Here is an 18,597-nt window from a genome sequence, read left to right on the forward strand (position 1 = left end):
CCCGTCGTCCGCGTCGGCGACCGAATCTTCTCCCGGAGCACGCTGTTCGCCGGGATCCTCATCCTCATCACCCTCGCGGCCGTCGCGATCTTCCTCATCGCCCAGTCGCTGCCGGCCTTCGTCGCGGACCCGGCGGAGATCAAGGGCCAGCCGTCGAGCTTCTGGGCCTACGTCGGGCCGCTCGTCTTCGGCACCGTGTGGTCCTCCGCCCTCGCGCTGCTCATCGCCGTCCCCCTCTCCATGGGCGTGGCACTGTTCATCACCCACTACGCACCGCGCCGCCTGGCGCAGGTGCTCGGCTACGTCATCGACCTGCTGGCCGCCGTCCCCTCGGTCGTCTTCGGCCTCTGGGGCATCAACGTCCTCGCGCCCGCCGTCCAGCCGGTCTACTCCTGGCTGGTCGAGAACATGGGCTGGTTCCCGCTGTTCGCCGGCCCCGTCTCCGGCACGGGACGCACCATCCTCACCGTCGCCATCGTGCTCGCCGTCATGATCCTCCCGATCATCACCGCGCTGTCGCGCGAGATCTTCCTGCAGACGCCGAAGCTGCACGAGGAGGCCGCCCTCGCGCTCGGCGCGACCCGCTGGGAGATGATCCGCACCGCGGTGCTGCCCTTCGGCAAGCCGGGGGTCATCTCGGCCTCCATGCTCGGCCTCGGCCGCGCGCTCGGCGAGACGATGGCGGTCGCCATGGTCCTCTCGCCCGCGGTGGTGGTCAACTTCGTCCTGTTGACCAGCAAGAACCCGACGACGATCCCCGCCAACATCGCCCTCAACTTCCCCGAGGCGCACGGTGTGGGCGTGAACGTGCTCATCGCGACCGGCCTCATCCTGTTCGTGATCACCTTCATCGTGAACTTCATCGCCCGCGCCATCATCAACAGCCGCAAAGAGTTCTCGGGAGCGAACTGATCATGACCCAGACCATGACCCCTGCGCCCTCCTCCACCGGCGGCATGCAGAGCGCCCTCACCGCGAGCAAGCTGCCGCGGTGGGTGCCGGCCGCCACCCTCGTCGGCTCCGTCGCCGTCGTGTGGATGCTGTTCGCCCTGATGGGCACGGCGAACCTCGCCGGTGTGCTCGTCGTGTCGGCGATCGTGTTCAGCGTCGTGCTGTACGCCCTGTCGCTCGCCATCGAGGGTCGCCGCAAGGCCGCCGACCGCATCGCCACGATCCTCGTCGGCGTCGCCTTCCTGCTCGCCCTCATCCCGCTGATCTCGGTGTTCTACACGGCCCTGACCCTCGGCGCCGGCCGCTTCGACGCGGAGTTCTTCAGCTCGTCGATGCGCAACGTCGTCGGTGCGGGCGGTGGCGCGATCCACGCGATCACCGGCACCGTGCTCATCACCCTCGCCACGGCGGTCATCTCGATCCCGATCGGCATGCTCACGGCCATCTACCTCGTCGAGTACGGCACAGGCAAGCTCAAGGCCGCCATCACCTTCCTCGTCGACGTCATGACCGGCATCCCCTCGATCGTCGCCGGCCTGTTCGCCTACGCGCTCCTGTCGCTGTTCCTCGGGCCGGGCGTCCGCATGGGCATCGGCGGCGCGATCGCGCTCAGCGTGCTGATGATCCCCGTCGTCGTCCGCTCGACAGAGGAGATGCTCAAGCTGGTGCCGAACGAGCTGAGGGAGGCGTCCTACGCCCTCGGCGTGCCGAAGTACCTCACCATCCTCAAGGTCGTCCTGCCCACCTCGATCGCCGGAATCGTGACCGGAGCGATCATCGCGATCGCCCGCGTCATCGGCGAGACGGCCCCGCTGCTCATCATCGCCGGCTTCACGACGAGCATGAACTACGACCTGTTCAGCGACCGGATGATGACCCTGCCGGTGTTCGCGTACACCCAGTACGCGCAGCAGGGCGCCGACGCCCAGGCCTACATCGATCGTGCCTGGACCGCCGCGCTCGCCCTCATCCTCATCGTCATGGCGCTCAACCTCGTCGGCAGGCTCATCGCCAAGCTGTTCTCGCCGAAGCTCGCCCGCTAGACCCCGAAAGTAAGGACCACCCGTGTCGAAGAGAATCGAAGTCTCTGACCTGAACGTGTACTACGGCAGCTTCCTCGCCGTGGAGGACGTCTCGCTGACGATCGAGCCGCGCAGCGTCACCGCGTTCATCGGCCCCTCCGGCTGCGGCAAGTCCACCTTCCTGCGCACGCTCAACCGCATGCACGAGGTCATCCCTGGCGCGCGCGTCGAGGGGGAGGTCCGCATCGACGGCGACAACCTGTACGGCCCCGGCGTCGACCCCGTGCTCGTCCGCCGCCAGGTCGGCATGGTGTTCCAGCGGCCGAACCCGTTCCCGACGATGTCGATCAAGGAGAACGTCCTCGCGGGGGTGAAGCTCAACAACCGCTCCATCTCCAAGAGCGACGCCGATGCGCTGGTCGAGAAGTCGCTGCGCGGCGCGAACCTGTGGAACGAGGTCAAGGACCGCCTCGACAAGCCGGGGTCGGGTCTCTCCGGCGGCCAGCAGCAGCGTCTGTGCATCGCGCGCGCCACCGCCGTCTCCCCCGACATCCTGCTGATGGACGAGCCCTGCTCGGCGCTGGACCCGATCTCGACGCTCGCCATCGAGGACCTCATCGAGGACCTCAAGAAGGAGTACACGATCGTCATCGTCACGCACAACATGCAGCAGGCCTCGCGCGTGAGCGACAAGACGGCGTTCTTCAACATCGCCGGTACGGGCAAGCCGGGCAAGCTCATCGAGTACGACCAGACGGCGACGATCTTCACCCAGCCCTCCGTCCAGGCCACCGAGGACTACGTCTCCGGCCGCTTCGGATAACGGCAGCACCCCTCGCCGGCGACGAGGGGTCGAGCGCCACGGCACAGGGGCGGCACGAGCGATCGTGCCGCCCCTGCGCCGTGTGCGGGCCGCGGCACCGCACCCGGCCGCGTCCTACCCGGCGTTGTCCTGCCCGGCGGCGTATCCGGCGGCGTCGTGCGCAGCGAGCGGCCGAAAAGACGAGGCCAGGCCGCAGAAACGCCTCTCGGCGGAAGGCCGCTCGAAGCGGCGAATTTTGGAGCCCGGGGTTACTGCGGCCCGGCCCCTCCAGTCTAACGGCCGCGTCCCCGAACGCATCCCCGGCGTGTTGACGACCGCCGGACGACGGCCGGGAGAGGGGCGACGCGGACGTGCGCCGGAGACGGATGCCCCGGCCGAACGGCGGACTGCGTCGCTACCCCGCCGCGGTGGCGTAATGATCGGCCGCGGCCACCACCTTCGCGTTGTAGTCGCTCGCATCGTTGTACGCGGCGACCGCGCGCACCCAGTTGTCCACCGTACCCAGCTCTCCCCCGGCGGCGCAGAGGTACTCGCCCGCGCTCACGGCGGCGTCGTCGATGTTCTGGGGGTCGGCCAGGCCGTCACCCGAGCCGTCGGTGCCGTAGCGCTCCCAGCTCTCTGGCGTGAACTGCATCGGCCCGATCGCACGGTCCCACGCCGCATCGCCGTCGAGGCGTCCGCGATCCGTGTCCGCCACGGCCCTGCTCGCGGTTCCGTCCAGCGCGATACCGATGAGCGTCGGCCTGGTGATGCCGTCACCGCCGATCGCGCCGCCGCCGAGGGTGCCGTGGCGGCTCTCGACGTAGCCGATGCCGGCCAGCGTGTTCCAGCTGAGCGCGCATCCCGGGATGCGCTCGGCCAGGTCGAGCGCGGCGCCCGCGTAGGCGGAGAGCGCACGGCGCGGGATGCCGACCCGCTCCGAGACCGTGTCCACCCAGCCGTCGTCGACCAGCTCCGACACCGCGGGGGCGCGCTCGCCCGTGGCGGCGGTCCCGGCGCTCGACGATGCCGTCTCCGATGCGTTCGGTGTCGCCGACGTGCTCTGTGACGGGGTCTCGCTCGCCGTCGGGCTCGACGTCGACTCGGACGTGTGCTCCGGTGTCGCGGACGGGGGCGCGCTCCGCTCGGCGGCGCCCTCGGTCGCGGAGCCGCCGAGGAGTGTGGTCCCCGCGACGACCGCGACACCGACCGCCACGACGGCGAGGGACAGCCCGGCGACGACGATCAGCCGCCGGTCGGTGCGGGTCGGGGACGCCTCCGTCGTCGGGCGGCGGCTCACGGGGTGCCTCCCGTGTCCGATGCGGACGTCCCCGGGCCCGGCGGCGGGGACGGCGGCGGGGGTGCGCTCCCCCGCGGCGACCGGGAGGCCGCCGAGCTCAGCAGGACGACGCCGCCGCTCGCCGCCGCGACGACGACGAGGCCGAGGCCTGCCGCCACGAGGAGCAGGAGGGCGAGCACCAAATACTCGGCTCCCAGCGCGGCGACCAGTCCCGGCGCGCGCACCACGATCTCCGTGACCGCGGCCTGGGCGGAGGCGGCGAGCGGGGCCGCCGCCGCGATCGCCGCGGATGCCGTCGCCGTGGTCGCCGCGGCGAGACGTCCGGCGGCCGCGGCCGGGGCGGGTGCCTGCGGCGCACCGTTGTCCAGCCGGATGTCGTCACCGGAGACCCCGGCCGTGGAAGGAGGGGCCGTGCAGTCGGCGGTCGCGCAGACGGTGATCGGCAGCGCCGCCTTCCGCGGCTGGATCGAGTTCCGCGAGCCGTCTGTGGTGTACCAGTAGCTGGACTGGCCCGTCAGCACCTGGAAGCGGAGGAACTCGGCGGGGAACGCGCCCCACCAGGAGGCGTTGTCCGCGCTCCGGGTCGCCTGCGCGTTGCGCCCGGCGATGTCGCGCGGGATCGCGACGTCCAGGTAGTCGGGCGTGACGGTGAAGCCGGACGCGGTCACCGTGACGTCGCTGAGCGTGGCGATGACGACGCTCCGCGGTGCCAGCCGGCCCCAGTGGGAGAGGTCGTCCATGTCCGCCGCATAGCCGGACAGCGTCGCGGTGACCACACCGCTGCCGTCGGCGTCGACGGTGAGGACCGGGTCGGAGGCGCTCCAGTAGCTCATTCCGCCGTAGTAGGCGACCGTGAACGAGCCGTCCCAGCGCACCGTTGCGGTGTTCGCCTCCGCATCGAAGCTGCCGGTTCCGTTCTCGATCCGCACGCGCGCGCCCGTGACGCTGTCGGCGGCGTTGGTCGTCCGGCCGTTCACGCTGTCTCCGGACGCGGTCAGGCACCGCTCGGACCAGTCGGGCTGGTCGAGGGAGCCGTCGGCACCGGCCCGGACGATCCGGGTGTTGCCGGAGGTGGAACGGTACAGTCCGTCCGCGGACGTCCACACGCGCGCGCCGCCGGTGTCCCCCGCGACCCCTGCCGAGAGGAAGTTGCAGCCGCCGAAGTAGGCGCCGCCGGTGCTCTCCCTGTTGATGCCCCAGTCGAAGACGGCGCCGCTGGCGGTCACGGTCCCGCCGCCGGAGCCGCCCGCTCCGCCGTCGTCTGATCCGCTGGACCCGCCCGATCCGTCGTCCGGTCGGGGCGCGGCGACGACGTCGACCTCCACAGCGGTGACTCCGTGCGGTGTCGCGGCCAGGAGGTAGCCGGTGCCCTCGGCGAGGGTGCCGGAGGCGAGCGTGTAGGCGAACGGCTCGTCGCCCGTGACCGTTCCGCGTGCCAGGAGGCTGCGGTCCCCGATGTACCAGAGCTCGACGGGGAGTTCGTCCTCCGCGTGCGCGTCCTCGGACGCCGCGTCCTGAGCACCTGCGTCCTCCGCATCGGGCCCCGGCGGCGTCGCCGCGCGCGCGACCGGCTGCTCGAGATCGAGCGCGGTCGCGGTCGTCGGCTTCTCCGGCATCCCCTTCACCTTGTGGGTGACGTCCTGGACGGTTGTGTCTGTGATGGCTCGTTCGACGTCCTCGACCGTGCGCAACGTGTCCGGCAGATAGCCCGCGACGGCGACGCTCTCGCCGATGTCGACCCCGACCTCGCTGGCCACCTTGCGCGGCTGGATCGTGTTCGCGCCTCCGTCGGTCGTGTACCAGTAGCTTGACTGGCCGGTCAGCATCTGGAACGTCAGGAACTGGCCGGGGAAGGCCCCCCACCAGGACGCGTTCTCCGCGGTCTTGGCGGCCTGCGGGTTGCGCCCGGCGACGTCGTCGGGGATGCTCACCCCGGCGTAGTCGGGGGTGAGCTGCAGGCTCCCGTCGGCGACGGTGACCCCGGTGAAGGTGGCCAGGGTGACCTGTCGAGGCGCGATCAGCCCCCATACGCTCGGGTCGTCCATGTCGGCCTGCGCGCCGGAGAGCACGGCCGAGAGCGTCCCCGTGCCGTCGGAGGCGACGCTGAGGACGGGGTCGGTGGCGCTCCAGTAGGTCATGCCGCCGTAGTAGACGACCGTGAAGCTGCCGCTCCACCGGATGCGCGCGGTGTTGTTCGCCGGGTCGATCGTCCCGACGCCGTCGACGATGCGCACCCGGCTCTGGGTGTGGCTGTCGGCCGCGTTCGTCGTCTTGCCGTTGACGCTCGTCCCCGACGGTGTGGTGCAGCGCGTCGCCCAGCTGGCCGTGGTCAGCCCACGTCCGTCGGCCGTGGGGCGGACGATCGACACGTTGCCCTCCTGCGCGGAGTAGAGGCCGTCGGGCGAGCCCCACACGCGGGCGCTTCCGGCGTCGCCGGAGACCCCGGCGGACAGGAAGTTGCAGCCGCCGAAGTACGCGCCGCCGTTCGACTCCTTGTTGATGCCCCAGTCGAAGGTGACGTCGCTCACGCTCAGCTGCGTGCTCACGTCCTGCTCGGTGCCCGGTTCCGGGTCCTCCGCGTCCGTGCCGGTTGTCCCGTCGTCCGTGCTGGATCGGCCGGACGCCGCGTTGGGGTCCGTCCCGGCGTCTCCGGCATCGGCGGCGGCATCGGCGGCGGAGGCGACGTCGGACCCCGCATCCGCGCTCACCCGGCCGCTCGGCTCGGCGGCGACCGACAGCCCCGCCGAGCCGCCGGCGGCGAGCGCCGCCGCCGCATCGGGCACGAGCTCGTCGGTCCACGCCTCGGAGCCGTCGCCGTCAGAGACGACGTCGGCGTCGATGCCGGGGGGCAGGCCGTCGTCGACGCTCGCCCCGGGTGCGAGCGTGCTCAGCACTGCCAGCCGGTAGCCGGAGGTCGCGTCGAGCTCGGTCACGGCGACGGTCGTCTCCGCCGTCCCGGCCGTGTCCGTCGTCGACGCGATGAGCAGGCGGGGCCCGGCGGCCGCGTGGCCGTCCTCCGGCGTCGTGACCGCATCGGCGATGGGGAGCAGGGACAGCCCATCGGGCCCGGCGAGCACGACGGCCTCACCGTCGAGCTCGGCGAGGGCTCCCGGCAGCGTGAGCGCGATCGTCCCCGGTTCGGTGACGACGGCGTCGGGGTGCTGCTGCTCGGCCGCGGCGACGGCCGGGGCGGCCGAGGCCGGAGCGGCGACGAGGGCTCCCGCCGTGAGCGCGGCGCAGACGATCCCGACGACAGCCGCACGACGGGCACGCGCGCGCGGTCGCCGCGACGCGCTGCCCGCTGGCACGCGACCAGGAGCTACTGTCCTGGCGTCACGCATCGGTTCCGCCCGCGGATCCGGCACGGCGGCGACGCGAACTGACCGCCACCCACACGAGGACACCGATCGCGACCACGGCGAGCACGCCGATCCCCACCACGACCCACACGAGCACGGGGATCAGCTCGGCGACGGCGGACGACTGGGCCGCGGCCTCCGCCTGCGCCGGATCGGGGGCCTCGGTGACGTAGCGCGTCTCCTCAGGCGAGGGCTCGGCGGTGGCAGCGGCGCTCGGCTCTCCCACCGACTCGATCTGCTCGATGGCCCCGGCACCCGCCGGCACCTCCGCGATGGTGGCGTCGCCGCTGCCGCTGTACAGGTCGCGGAAGGTGATGGGCGTGAACGACTCGTTGCTGGCGTTCTTGACGCCGTGGGCGCCGATCGTGATGATGCCGCACTGGACCTGGGTGCAGTCGACCTCGCTCGGGGTCCCGCTGCGGTCGAGCGCGGTGAAGGTCGCACCGGGGACCGTCAGGGTCGTCGACCAGGTGCCGTCCTCGGCGAGCTCTCCGCCGTTGGCGGCGTACGCGGTCGAGCTGCCGGGGAAGGTGACGAAGCTGGCGAAGCCGACCGGGTCGGTCTCGTTGTCGGGCACATAGCGGTAGTCGGTTCCGGTGACCCCGCCCGCGCTCGGCTGCCAGCCGTCGCCGTCGACCCAGCCGAAGAGCACGTAGATCCCGCCGAAGCCGTTCTTGATCGACTGGAACCCCGAGCCGTTCAGCCGCAGTGTCGTCTGGTACACCGGGTCGGCGACCGCGCTGAGCGAGCTGTCGCCCTCCACCGTGACCGACACCGAGCCGGCCGCGTGGGCGGGTTGCGCGCCGACGCCCCCGACGATGCCGCCCGCGGGGAGCGCGGCGAGCGCCACGGCGGCGAGCGCGGCCACCCGTCCCCTGAGCGCCCCTCCGCGGCGGCGGGGTCCTGACTGGCTGGTCGTCGCACTCATGGGCGCTTCTCGCTTTCGTTCGGGGTCGGGATGGCGTCAGGGGACGCGGTGTGCGTGCCGGGCCGCTCGGCGTGGTGCGCTGGGCGGCCGCGCCGCGGCACGATCACGGGGGTGCCGTCGTCGGGGTGGGGCAGGATATCGACGGCCTGGTGGTACACCTGCTCGATCCGCTCGGGTGTGAGCACGGACGAGGGCGCCCCCTCGGCGACGACGCGGCCGGCGTCCATGAGCAGGATCCGGTCGGCGTAGGCCGCCGCGAGGTTGAGGTCGTGCAGAACGACGATCACGGCGTCGCCGGCCCTGGCGCGGTCAGCCGCGAGCCCGAGCACGTCCTCCTGGTGCTTGAGGTCCAGCGCCGCGGTCGGCTCGTCCAGCAGCAGCACGCCCGTCTCCTGGGCGAGGATGCGCGCGAAGGCGGTCCTGGCGCGTTCACCCCCAGACAGGGAGGGCACCCGGCGGGAGGCGAGGTGGGTGATCTCGGTGACGCGCATGGCCTCGTCGACGACGGCGTCGTCCTCGGTCTCGCGCCCGGTCCGCTGCCAGGGCGCCCTGCCCATCTCGACGACGTCCCTGACGGGGAACGGGAAGAACACCGCGTTGTCCTGGAGCAGCACGGCCCTGGTCCTGGCCCGCTCGCGCAGCCGCCACTGCTCGAGGGGCCTGCCGCGGAGCAGGATGCTGCCGCCGCTGACGTCCTGGTCGCCGGTGAGTGCGGCGAGCAGCGTCGACTTGCCCGCACCGTTCGGCCCGATGAGGGCGACGAGCTCCCCGTCGTTCAGGGTCAGGCCGACGCCTGCGAGGATCTGGCGCCCGGCGATGGTGACGGTGATGTCCTCCGCGCTGATCGCGGGGACGTCCGTTCGGGTCTCGGCGGCGCTCATGCCCAGCCCCCCGAGGTCCGTCGTGCGCGGCGCAGCAGCCAGAAGAAGAACGGCCCGCCCACGAGCGAGGTGAGCATGCCGATAGGCAGGTCGGCCATCGGAACGGCCGTGCGGGCGATGAGGTCGGCGGTCACGAGGAGCAGGGCGCCGCCGAGCACGCTCGTGACGGCGAGCGGACGATGGGCGGGGCCGATGAGCATGCGGAGCAGGTGCGGGACGACGAGCCCGACGAAGGCGATGGTCCCGGCGAAGGCGACGGCGCAGCCCACCAGCAGCGCGGTGACGACGATGACGACGATCCGCAGCAGCTCGACGTTGACCCCCAGGTGGCGGGCGCTCTTCTCCCCGAGCGAGAGCAGGTCGAGCCTGCGCGCCAGCACCACGGCGACGACCAGCGCGGCGACGATCGGCGGCACGATGACTCCGAGCTGCTCCCAGCGCGAGCCGTTGAGGCTGCCGAGCTGCCAGAACACGATCTGCTCCCTGGCCTGCTGGTCCCCGAGGAACGTCATGAGCGCCAGGCCCGCGCCCGTGAAGGCGTTGACGGCGATGCCGGTCAGCACGAGGGTGACGATCTCCGTCCGTCCCCCCGACCGGCTCATCACGTACACCACGAGTGTCGCGGCGAGGCCGGAGGCGAAGGCGACGAGCGCGATGGTCCATTCACCGAGGAAGCCCCAGCCGAACACGATCGTGGCGGCCGCGCCGAGCGCCGCCCCCGAGGAGACGCCGACGACGCCCGGCTCGGCGAGCGGGTTCCCGAAGATCGCCTGCATGAGCAGCCCGGCCACGGCCAGCGCCGCACCGATGACGACGGCCATCGCCACGCGAGGGAAGCGGATGTTCCAGAGCGCCGACTCGCCGTTCGCGTGGGCGGGGACCGGACCGATGTCGAGTCCGATGCGGTGCATCACGGAGCCGAACACCTCGCCGGGCGGGATGTGCAGCTGACCGGTGCCGGCGCTGACCAGGATCATGGCCGCCAGTGCGACGACGAGGACGGCCGTGACGATCCCTGCCCGGGTCCTCGTCCCGCGCTCGGGGACGGGGGTCACGGTGTCGGCCCCGTGGCTCACTGCGCGGGTCCGCTCTGCTCCGGGGCGTAGATGGCGCGGGCGAGCGCGTCGAGCACGGCGGGGCTCCGGGGGCCGAAACTGAGGATCTCGTAGTCGCTCATGTCGACGATGCGCCGGTTCTGGCCGGCACGGGTCTCGGCGACGGCGGGGATCCGCTCGAGGAGTCCGTCGACGCCGTCGACGGATTCCAACCCCTTGGTCATCATGAGGATCAGGTCGGGGTCGGCGTCGACGAGGGCTTCGGCCGTCATCGGGCGCATGCCCTGCCAGCCGATCTCGCTGGCGACGTCGATGCCGCCGAGGCTCGTGATGAGCGAGTCCGTGCCGGACCCCTCGCCGAAGATGTAGTAGATGCCGGCGTTGCCCCTGACGTAGAGGAACAGGATGCGCGGCCGGTCGGCGACGTCGTCCGGCGCGATCTCGTCGATCTCGGCCACGACGTCGGCGAGCTCGGCGTCGATCTGCGCGGTGAGGGCGTCGCCCCGCTCCGGGACGCCGAGCGCCTCGGCCACGGCGGAGACGATCTCGTCGGTGTTCTCCAGGCTGCGCTCCGGCGTGACCACGACGACGGGGATGCCGGAGTCGCGCATCTGCAGGACGACGTCCCACGGGCCGATCGAGGAGTCCGTGATGATCACGCTCGGCTCGAGCTCGAGGATCGCCTCGGCGTTGAGCTCGTGCCCGTTCTGGGTGACCAGGGGCAGATCGGCCGCCTCCGGGAATCCGGTCGAGGTGTCGCGCCCGACGAGGTTGTCGCCGAGTCCCAGTCCGAAGACCGTTGCCGCGAGCGAGCCGTACATGTCGAGCGCCAGGATGCGGCTGGTGTCGGTGACGGTCACCTCGGTGTCCTGGTTGTCGACGACGGTGACGGGCAGTTCGGGTCCGGTCGTGACGTCGACGGCGGGGACGGACTGGACGGCCAGGCACGCGGTCGACTCCCCCACCCACTCGCGCGGCTTCTCGACGGTGTCGAGCTCGGCGAGGGGAGTGTCGGCACCGATACAGCCGGCTCCGGCTGCGCTTCCTTGCGCCGACGGGGTGCACCCGCTGACCGTCACAAGCAGGGCGACCGCTCCGGCGACGAGGGCGCTGATGCGGCGCGGGGATGCGGCGAGGTGGGGGGTGCTGGTCACGAAAAGCCTGTCGTTGCGCGGGTTCTACGTCAGTGATGGGCGAACTTAATTAGGTCTCGCTCACCTAAGTAACCTTAGGCTACGCTTAACCGGCCTGTACAGGTCAACCCTCTCCGGCGCCCCGCACGAGCGCGGGTCCGTCGGCCCCTCGAGCACGGAGATACCACGTGACAATCCGCAATCAGCACAGCAGACGCGTGCGAACGGCGCTGGCCGCCGTCGCCGCCTCGGCGCTCGCCCTTGGAGCGCTGACCCTCACCCCCCAGATGGCATCCGCAGCAGAACAGCCTGTCAGCGATGTGACGTTCGACTGGGCCATCAACAACGAGAGCACCGGTGGCTCCTACTTCGGCGGCTGCAACTTCCTCTCCGCCGGCGTCGCCGGCGACGCCGGCTCGGCACGGGTGTGGACCGCCGCCGACAACGGCTCGCTCTACGCCAGCAGCGAGGGCAACACCACCATCGTTCGTCCGGACGCCGCGGGCACCGGGCTGACCAGCCCGGCGTTCGCCGACCGTTGCGCTCTCGCCGAGGGCGGGAACGTCAACGGCAAGGCCAGCAACGCCGCGAACTCCTACACCAAGAGCCGCGTGCAGATTTCGGACGGCGCGGGCGTCGTCAACGTCGCGGACAACACCGCGCGCATCGACTGGGACGGCAGCTTCACCGTCGTGTACTACGGCGGCATGACCTACTGGTCGGCGAGCGACCCGACGCTGACCGTCGCCGCCGACGGCACCGGAACGCTCACCGCCGACCTGTCCGGCTACGGCGCGGACATGGACGACCCCTCCGTGTGGTCGACCCTCCCCGCACAGCAGGACGTGACGCTCGCCACCCTCAGCGGTGTCGAGGTGACCGACGCCGGCATCACCGTGACCCCCGACTACCTCGGGGTCGAGGTGCCGTCGGACATCGGCGGCCGCAACGCCCAGGAGCTGGGCCAGGCCTGGTCGGGGGCGTTCCCCGCCGACTTCCTGGAGTTCCAGGTCGCCACCGGCCAGTCCTCGTACTGGTACAGCACCGCCGGTGGTGAGAACAGCATCCAGCCGCGCAAGGTGGCGGCGCCGTTCACCGCCGCCTACGAGGTGGCCGCACCCGAGCGCAGCACCGCCGTCGAGATCACCGGAGCCTCCGCGGCGGACGGCCTGAGCGTGTCCGTGTCGGGGGCGAACTACCTCGACCTGCCCAACTCGTCGATCGGTCAGCCCGCCTCGGGCGTGTACGCCGCACTCGTGGACACCTCGATCGCCGACAGCGAGGTGAGCACGTCCAACACGGCCGCGGTCGCCTACATCCGGAGCATCACGGACGGCGCGTTCTCGACGACGCTCACGGCGCCGGTATCCAAGCTGGACGCCGACGCCTCGTACAAGGTCGTGGTCTGGGTCGCGCACGGCTTCGCCACCGGCGACGCCCTGCTGTACAGCGAGCCGATCACGCTGAGCGATGAGCAGCGCGACGCTCTGTTCCCGGCCCCGGAGCCCGAGCCGACGGAGGAGCCCACCACAGAGCCCACGGAGGAGCCGACCACGGAACCCACGGAGGAGCCGACGACCGAGCCCACCACCGAGCCGACCACGGAGCCGACTCCGAGCGGCAGCACCGAGGTGACGGTCGCGGGCGTCGACGCGAGCAGCGGCCTGAGCCTGACCTTCGCGGGCAGCGGCTACACGACCCTCCCCCAGCCCGCCAACTCCTCGGGCGCTCCCGCCATGGGCGTGTACGTGGGCGTCATCGAGACCGCGCTGCTGGACGCGATGGACGACACCACCACCTACGAGAGCAGCGCCCTCGTCGGTGCCGACTGGGTGAACCCGTACACCGGCGCGTTCGCGAACGGAGCCTTCACCAGCACCCTGACCGTCGGCGCTGCTGGCCTCGACCGCGACACCGCCTACAGCGCGATCGTCTGGGTGGCGCACGGCAACATCACGACGGCGACCTTGCTCTCGAGCTCGCCCGTCGAGCTCAGCGACGAGCAGAAGGCCGTCCTGTTCCCGACGACGGAGCCGACGACGGAGCCGACGGAGGAGCCCACGACCGAGCCCACCACCGAGCCCACGACCGAGCCGACGGAGGAGCCCACCACCGAGCCGACCACGGAGCCCACGACGGAGCCGACGGAGGAGCCGACGACGGAACCCACCACGGAACCGACCACGGAGCCCACCACCGAGCCCACGACCGAGCCGACCACGGAGCCCACCACCGAGCCCACGGAGGAGCCCACGAAGCCGGAAGGCGAGCCCACCCTCGCCACCGACGAGCTCTTCACCGCGGACCACGAGGGACCTGTCGACTTCGACATCGCCGACGACAGCGGCAGCGTCACGGTGACCGCGCCCGCCGCGGCCGGCAGCTGGATCGGCCTCTCCGTGCACTCGGAGCCGCAGTTCCTCGGCTGGTTCCTGCTCGATGAGAACGGCGTCGCCACGGCGTCACTGCCGGAGCTCTCCGCGGGCGAGCACCACCTCGTCGCCTACGACGACAGCGGCGAGGTGCTGGGCTACCAGGCCTTCACCGTCGTCGTCGACGACGAGGGCACCGCCACCACCGATGGCGGGACGACCGACACCGACGAGACCACGACCGGCTCCGCGGCGGGGACGACCTCGAACGGTCAGTCCTCGACGTCGACCGACGCCGGGCTGGCCTCGACCGGTGCGGAGTCGAACGGTGCGCTGCTCGCCGGCGCCGTGCTCCTCGTGCTGGCGGTCACCGCGCTCGGTATCGCCCGCCGGCGCCAGGGCGCCGGAGCGTAATCACCGACAGCCCGGACACGGGTGGGGCCCCGACCGTTCACACGGTCGGGGCCCCACCTCGTTCAGCGATCACGACGACCGTCGTCGCACGAGGCAGCGGGGGATTCTCACGGCCCGTCGGCCCCGCACAATCCCGCACGGCCCGTCAGCCCCCAAGCAGTGCCACACGGCCCGTCAGCCCGAGCATCCAGCGCAGCCCGTCAGTCCAGAGCACCCCGGCGCCACCGCCGGGCGGCGGAGGCGAAGTCGGCGGCGAACTCGGAATGGCGCAGCGCCCGCGTGGTCAACTCGCTGCTGCGTGCGGGGACGACGGCCTCCTGCTCGTCGGCGTGAGCACTCGCACCAGCCGCCACGACGCGGCAGTAGGACGCTGCGCGCTCCAGCGCCATCGCGAAGTCACCGCTGTACGCGCCCCGGAGGATCGTGTCGGCGAGCGCCCCGAGCTCCTCCGGACCGGTCGGCGACTCCGCGCCGGCGATGACCGGGTCGATGGTCCGCAGCTCGTCGACCCCGCGCCGGTAGTGGACCGCCGCCTCCTCCGGCGCCCGACGGATCACCAGCCGGAGCAGGTTGAGGCGCCACAGCACCCCCGGAAGACTGCGGGACGGCGCCACCGACCACAACTGCGCGAGCGTGTCGATGCCGTGCTCGTCCGTGTAGCGCACCAGACGGTCCACGACCCCCTCGTCGCCGCCGTCACGCACCCGGGAGAGGAGCGCCTGCGCCGTCTCGTGCGCGATGCGGGACGTCTCGGCGGGATCGGGCGCGCCCGCGTACTCGTCGATCAGGGAGGCCGGCATCCGAACCGGGCGGGGGAAGTCTGCTGTCACCGACACGCCTTTCACCGGCCGCCACGCACGGCCGACGCACCAGGATACGCCCCGCCGCCGACAACCGGTCCCGCATCGCGCGCTGCCCCCCCCTCGCCCGAACCGACCGGACGCGCGCAGTCCGGCTGCAGCTCCGCCCGGCACTCACGCTCCGACGCAGGCCCCCTCCGCCGACAGACGACGCGGTCACCGCGGACGACCACGGCCGGCCGAGTGGCAGCCGGCCGTCGCGCCGCCGTAAGCTGGCACGGTAGGGCCTGTAGCTCAGTTGGCAGAGCATCGGACTTTTAATCCGCGGGTCGTGGGTTCGAGCCCCACCGGGCCCACCAGATAGCGGGCGGCGTGGACGCGGGCGGGACGCGGCCCGGGACGACCCCGGGGGTGCACACCGCCGTTCGCGGCCGCCGCCCGTCAATCGACCTGCCGGGGCGCACGACCGCGTGGTCGACGCGCGCTCTGAGCGATCGGCCCGGCGCCGAAGCCGCGAAGCCGTGCCTGTGCTGACCCCGTGCCGGCGCGGAGCTCGCGACGACACCCACGACACCCACGACACCCACGACACCCACGACACGATATATTAGACAGGTGTCAAACAGTACCGATGGCGCGCGCCTCTCCCCCGCGCAGCGCCGAGCACAGATCGTCGAGATCGCCTCGTCGCACTTCTCCCGCGACGGCATCGCCGGCGCCTCGATGAGCGCCATCGCCGCCGAGGCTGGAGTGACCCGCGCCCTGGTCTACCACTACTTTCCCGGCAAGGAGTCGCTTCTCGAGGCCGTGCTCGAGCGAGAGGCCGACCGGGTCCTGCTCGCGACGGCTCCGGACCCGGCGCTGAGCCAGAGCGAGAACGTGGAACGCTCTCTCCTGGCCTTCTTCGAGCGCTTCAGTTCGAGCTCCGGCGGCGTCCGCGAGCTGTACGCCCCGTCGTCGGCTCGCGCCTCGATGACGGAGGGGCTCGCCGCAGCCAACCACGTCGTACAGCTCGATCGACTGGTCAGCGCGTCCGGAGCCGAGGACACGCCGGCGAACCGACTCGCCCTCGGCGCGTGGCTCGCCTTCGTCGAGTACGCCGCCCGCACCTCCGTGACGTCCCCGGCCGTCTCCCGAGCCGAGCTTCTGCGACTCTGCACCACCGCCCTCGAGAGCATCCTCGGACACCCGCTCAGCACCGCCCCGCCCCCCCCCGACCACACGCACCATCGACACATCGGAGACACCCCATGAAGATCATGATCCTCGGAGCGACCGGAAACGTCGGCTCCCGCGTCCTCGCCCAGGCGGCGGAGGCGGGCCACGACGTCGTCGCATACGCCAGGACGGCTGCGGCCGTCAGCCCCCGCCGGGGCGTGAGAGTCGTTGAGGGAACCGCCGAGGACAGCGCCGCCCTCGGCGCCGCCGCGCGCGGGGTCGACGCCATCCTGGTCTCCATCACCGGATCCCCGACCGACGCCACGTTCATGCAGCGGGCGCTGCCGAACGTCATCGCCGCCGCGAGGCAGGCCGGCGTCTCCCGTCTCGTCCTCGTCTCGGCGTTCGGAGCCGGCGACACGGCCGCGAAGGCGTCTGGGTTCGCGCGACTGATCTACCGCGGGGTGCTGCGCCGGTTCTTCACCGACAAGGCCGCAGCCGATCAGCTGATGGAGTCCTCCGGGCTCGACTGGACGATCGTCTACCCGGTCAACCTGAAGGCCGCCCCCGCTCTGGCCGCGGGTCCCGTCGTGAAGCCGCTTGAGCAGATCGGCCGTGTGCCCGGGCTGCCGACGATGCCGTTCGACGATGCCGCCCGTGCGCTCCTCGCGGTCGTCACCGATCCGTCGACCGTCGGAGAGCGCCTCGTCGTCACGACGCCGAGGGGATGGACCTCGGCGGAGTGAGCCCCCGGCGGCTCGCCCCGGCGACGGCCGTCCCGGCGCGAGCCGCCCCACCCGCACGGGTCCCTCCGTCAGAACAGGGGACACCCGAAAAAAACGGGTGGTAAACCGCTTGACCAGCCCTGATCGCACCCGTTACAGTCATGCGTAACCGATTAACCATCAATGACGAGGTGACGATGAACCAGCGAGGCTTCTACCGGCCGGACGGGGCGTGGATCGGGGATGTCATCCCCTACGAGCAGGACGGCACGTTCCACCTGTTCTACCTGCACGAGACCCGCCGCCGCCCCGCCGAGGGCATGCCCTGGCACCTCATCACCACCGAGGACGGCGTCTCCTTCGCCGAGCACGGCGTCGCGCTGGCCTCCGGCGGCCCCTCCTCCGACGACTTCAACGTCTACACCGGCAGCATCGTGCTCGACGACGACGGCGTGCACCACATGTTCTACACCGGGCAGAACCCCGAGCGCCGCGGCGCCGACGGCCTGCCGCTCCAGCTCGTGATGCACGCCACCAGCACCGACGGCATGACCAGCTGGCAGCGCCACCCCGAGGACACCTTCGGGGCGGGCGAGGGCTACGTCGCCGCCGACTGGCGCGACCCCTTCGTCTTCCGCGACCCCGAGACCGGCCTCTGGCGCATGCTGATCACCACCGGCAGCACCGAGGGCCCCTCCCGCCGCCGCGGCGTCGTCGCGCAGTGCACCTCGACCGACCTGCGCAGCTGGCGGCCGGCTCCGGCGTTCTGGGCCCCGCACCGCGCCCTCGCCTACGAGTGCCCCGAGGTGTTCCAGTGGGGTGAGTGGTGGTACCTGGTCGTCTCCGAGTTCACCGACGCCTTCACCACGCGCTACCGCATGTCGCGCAGCCTCGACGGCCCCTGGATCGTTCCCGAGCACGACAGCCTCGACGGCCGCGCCTTCTACGCGGCCAAGTCCGCCGCCCGCGACGGGCGCCGCCTCTTCTTCGGCTGGATCTCCACCAGGGAGGGCGACGTCGACGACGGGGCCTGGCAGTGGGCGGGCACGCTCTCCGTGCTCGAGGCAGAGCAGCGCCCGGACGGGACCCTCGCGTTCCACCCGACGGCGGAGCAGCGCGACGCCTACGGGGAGGGCACCGAGCTGCTGCCGTCCGGCACGGTCCTCAGCGCCCCGGACGGATACGCCGAGCTCATCGCCGACGGGACGGCGCCCGCAGCGTTCCGCCTCGTCGCCCGCTTCGACGTCGACGAGACCACGCGGGAGTGCGGCGTGCTGCTGCGCGCCGGAGCGGACGGCGACGACGCCTACGTCCTGCGGCTCGAGCCACGGCGCAACCGCCTCGTGTTCGACCGCTGGCCGCGCCGCCAGACCGGCACCGAGCAGTGGCAGATCTCCGGCGACGTCCCCTTCGTCGTCGAACTCGAGCGTCCCGTCACGCTCGGCGCGGGCAGCCACGTCCTCGACGTCATCGTCGACGGTGACATCTGCGTCGCGACCGTCAACGACGAGGTCGTGCTCAGCACCCGGCTCTACGACCGCGCGAGCGGTCGCGTCGGCGCCTTCGTCGGCGAGGGCACCGCGACGCTGCGCTCGTTCACTCTGTCCCGCCCGGCCGACGACCCCGACACGACCGACACCACCGACCCCGCGCAGGCGAGCCCCCAGTTCGCCACCGCGTGACCCCAGGGCGACGAC

Annotated in this window: 14 protein-coding genes and 1 tRNA gene; 8 read left to right on the plus strand and 7 right to left on the minus strand. The window is 71.9% G+C overall.

The features are described 5' to 3' along the window. The 3 genes from pstC to pstB all read left to right on the plus strand — a co-directional run. A partial coding sequence (pstC, locus tag FM119_RS03045; RefSeq protein WP_143822610.1) for a phosphate ABC transporter permease subunit PstC occupies positions 1 to 912 on the plus strand: 912 nt, incomplete at its 5' end. Between the two features lie 2 nt (positions 913 to 914). Next, positions 915 to 1,994 (plus strand): phosphate ABC transporter permease PstA, encoded by a 1,080-nt coding sequence (pstA, locus tag FM119_RS03050; protein WP_087136223.1) that lies wholly within the window; start codon positions 915 to 917, stop codon positions 1,992 to 1,994. A gap of 22 nt (positions 1,995 to 2,016) precedes the next feature. Next, positions 2,017 to 2,796 (plus strand): phosphate ABC transporter ATP-binding protein PstB, encoded by a 780-nt coding sequence (gene pstB / locus FM119_RS03055; RefSeq protein ID WP_087136224.1) that lies wholly within the window; start codon positions 2,017 to 2,019, stop codon positions 2,794 to 2,796. A 394-nt stretch (positions 2,797 to 3,190) separates the two neighbouring features. On the opposite strand, the gene FM119_RS03060 is transcribed toward pstB, so the two are convergent. From FM119_RS03060 to FM119_RS03085, 6 genes are read right to left on the minus strand one after another with little or no spacing between them, the layout of a single operon-like run. Continuing rightward, positions 3,191 to 4,075 (minus strand): lytic transglycosylase domain-containing protein, encoded by an 885-nt coding sequence (locus tag FM119_RS03060; protein ID WP_087136225.1) that lies wholly within the window; start codon positions 4,073 to 4,075, stop codon positions 3,191 to 3,193. Beyond that, entirely contained in the window at positions 4,072 to 7,383 is a 3,312-nt protein-coding gene (locus FM119_RS03065) for a hypothetical protein (RefSeq protein WP_087136226.1), read from the minus strand. The genes FM119_RS03060 and FM119_RS03065 overlap by 4 nt, the downstream gene beginning before the upstream one ends. A 25-nt stretch (positions 7,384 to 7,408) precedes the next feature. After that, positions 7,409 to 8,362 carry a hypothetical protein gene (locus FM119_RS03070; RefSeq protein WP_143822611.1) on the minus strand — a complete coding sequence of 318 codons (954 nt, stop codon included), beginning with the start codon at positions 8,360 to 8,362 and terminating at the stop codon, positions 7,409 to 7,411. Beyond that, positions 8,359 to 9,243, minus strand: a complete 885-nt coding sequence (locus tag FM119_RS03075) for a heme ABC transporter ATP-binding protein (RefSeq protein ID WP_087136228.1) — start codon at positions 9,241 to 9,243, stop codon at positions 8,359 to 8,361. The genes FM119_RS03070 and FM119_RS03075 overlap by 4 nt, the downstream gene beginning before the upstream one ends. After that, the gene (locus tag FM119_RS03080) at positions 9,240 to 10,319 is read right to left on the minus strand and encodes a FecCD family ABC transporter permease (RefSeq protein ID WP_245827236.1); all 1,080 of its coding nucleotides are present in this window, start codon (positions 10,317 to 10,319) and stop codon (positions 9,240 to 9,242) included. The genes FM119_RS03075 and FM119_RS03080 overlap by 4 nt, the downstream gene beginning before the upstream one ends. Beyond that, positions 10,316 to 11,452, minus strand: a complete 1,137-nt coding sequence (locus FM119_RS03085) for a heme/hemin ABC transporter substrate-binding protein (protein WP_087136229.1) — start codon at positions 11,450 to 11,452, stop codon at positions 10,316 to 10,318. Before FM119_RS03085 ends, FM119_RS03080 begins: the two co-directional genes overlap by 4 nt. Before the next feature lie 167 nt (positions 11,453 to 11,619). Here FM119_RS03085 and FM119_RS13810 point away from each other — a divergent pair, with 167 nt between their 5' ends. Next, positions 11,620 to 14,217 carry an HtaA domain-containing protein gene (locus FM119_RS13810; protein ID WP_179205177.1) on the plus strand — a complete coding sequence of 866 codons (2,598 nt, stop codon included), beginning with the start codon at positions 11,620 to 11,622 and terminating at the stop codon, positions 14,215 to 14,217. A gap of 200 nt (positions 14,218 to 14,417) precedes the next feature. On the opposite strand, the gene FM119_RS03095 is transcribed toward FM119_RS13810, so the two are convergent. Then, positions 14,418 to 15,047: a DNA-directed RNA polymerase subunit beta gene (locus FM119_RS03095; RefSeq protein ID WP_245827237.1), complete on the minus strand. Its 630-nt coding sequence runs from the start codon at positions 15,045 to 15,047 to the stop codon at positions 14,418 to 14,420. 253 nt (positions 15,048 to 15,300) lie between these two features. Here FM119_RS03095 and FM119_RS03100 point away from each other — a divergent pair. From FM119_RS03100 to FM119_RS03115, 4 genes are all read left to right on the plus strand, one after another. Then, positions 15,301 to 15,376, plus strand: a tRNA-Lys gene (locus FM119_RS03100). A 256-nt stretch (positions 15,377 to 15,632) separates the two neighbouring features. Continuing rightward, positions 15,633 to 16,271: a TetR/AcrR family transcriptional regulator gene (locus tag FM119_RS03105; protein ID WP_179205178.1), complete on the plus strand. Its 639-nt coding sequence runs from the start codon at positions 15,633 to 15,635 to the stop codon at positions 16,269 to 16,271. Then, a complete protein-coding gene (locus FM119_RS03110) occupies positions 16,268 to 16,921 on the plus strand; it encodes an NAD(P)-dependent oxidoreductase (RefSeq protein ID WP_087136232.1) in 654 nt (217 codons plus the stop codon). The genes FM119_RS03105 and FM119_RS03110 overlap by 4 nt, the downstream gene beginning before the upstream one ends. Positions 16,922 to 17,097: 176 nt before the next feature. After that, the gene (locus FM119_RS03115; protein ID WP_087136235.1) at positions 17,098 to 18,582 is read left to right on the plus strand and encodes a glycoside hydrolase family protein; all 1,485 of its coding nucleotides are present in this window, start codon (positions 17,098 to 17,100) and stop codon (positions 18,580 to 18,582) included. Positions 18,583 to 18,597: the final 15 nt, after the last annotated feature.

Source organism: Mycetocola reblochoni REB411, from assembly GCF_900163835.1.
GTDB classification, from domain to species: Bacteria; Actinomycetota; Actinomycetes; order Actinomycetales; family Microbacteriaceae; genus Mycetocola_B; species Mycetocola_B reblochoni.

Excerpts from the sequence above, each read along its gene's own strand:
- FM119_RS03115 (WP_087136235.1), top strand. The coding sequence starts at position 17,098 with ATGAACCAGCGAGGCTTCTACCGGCCGGACGGGGCGTGGATCGGGGAT.
- FM119_RS03075 (WP_087136228.1), bottom strand. The coding sequence starts at position 9,243 with ATGAGCGCCGCCGAGACCCGAACGGACGTCCCCGCGATCAGCGCGGAG.
- FM119_RS03110 (WP_087136232.1), top strand. The coding sequence starts at position 16,268 with ATGAAGATCATGATCCTCGGAGCGACCGGAAACGTCGGCTCCCGCGTC.
- pstA (WP_087136223.1), top strand. The coding sequence starts at position 915 with ATGACCCAGACCATGACCCCTGCGCCCTCCTCCACCGGCGGCATGCAG.
- FM119_RS03070 (WP_143822611.1), bottom strand. The coding sequence starts at position 8,362 with ATGAGTGCGACGACCAGCCAGTCAGGACCCCGCCGCCGCGGAGGGGCG.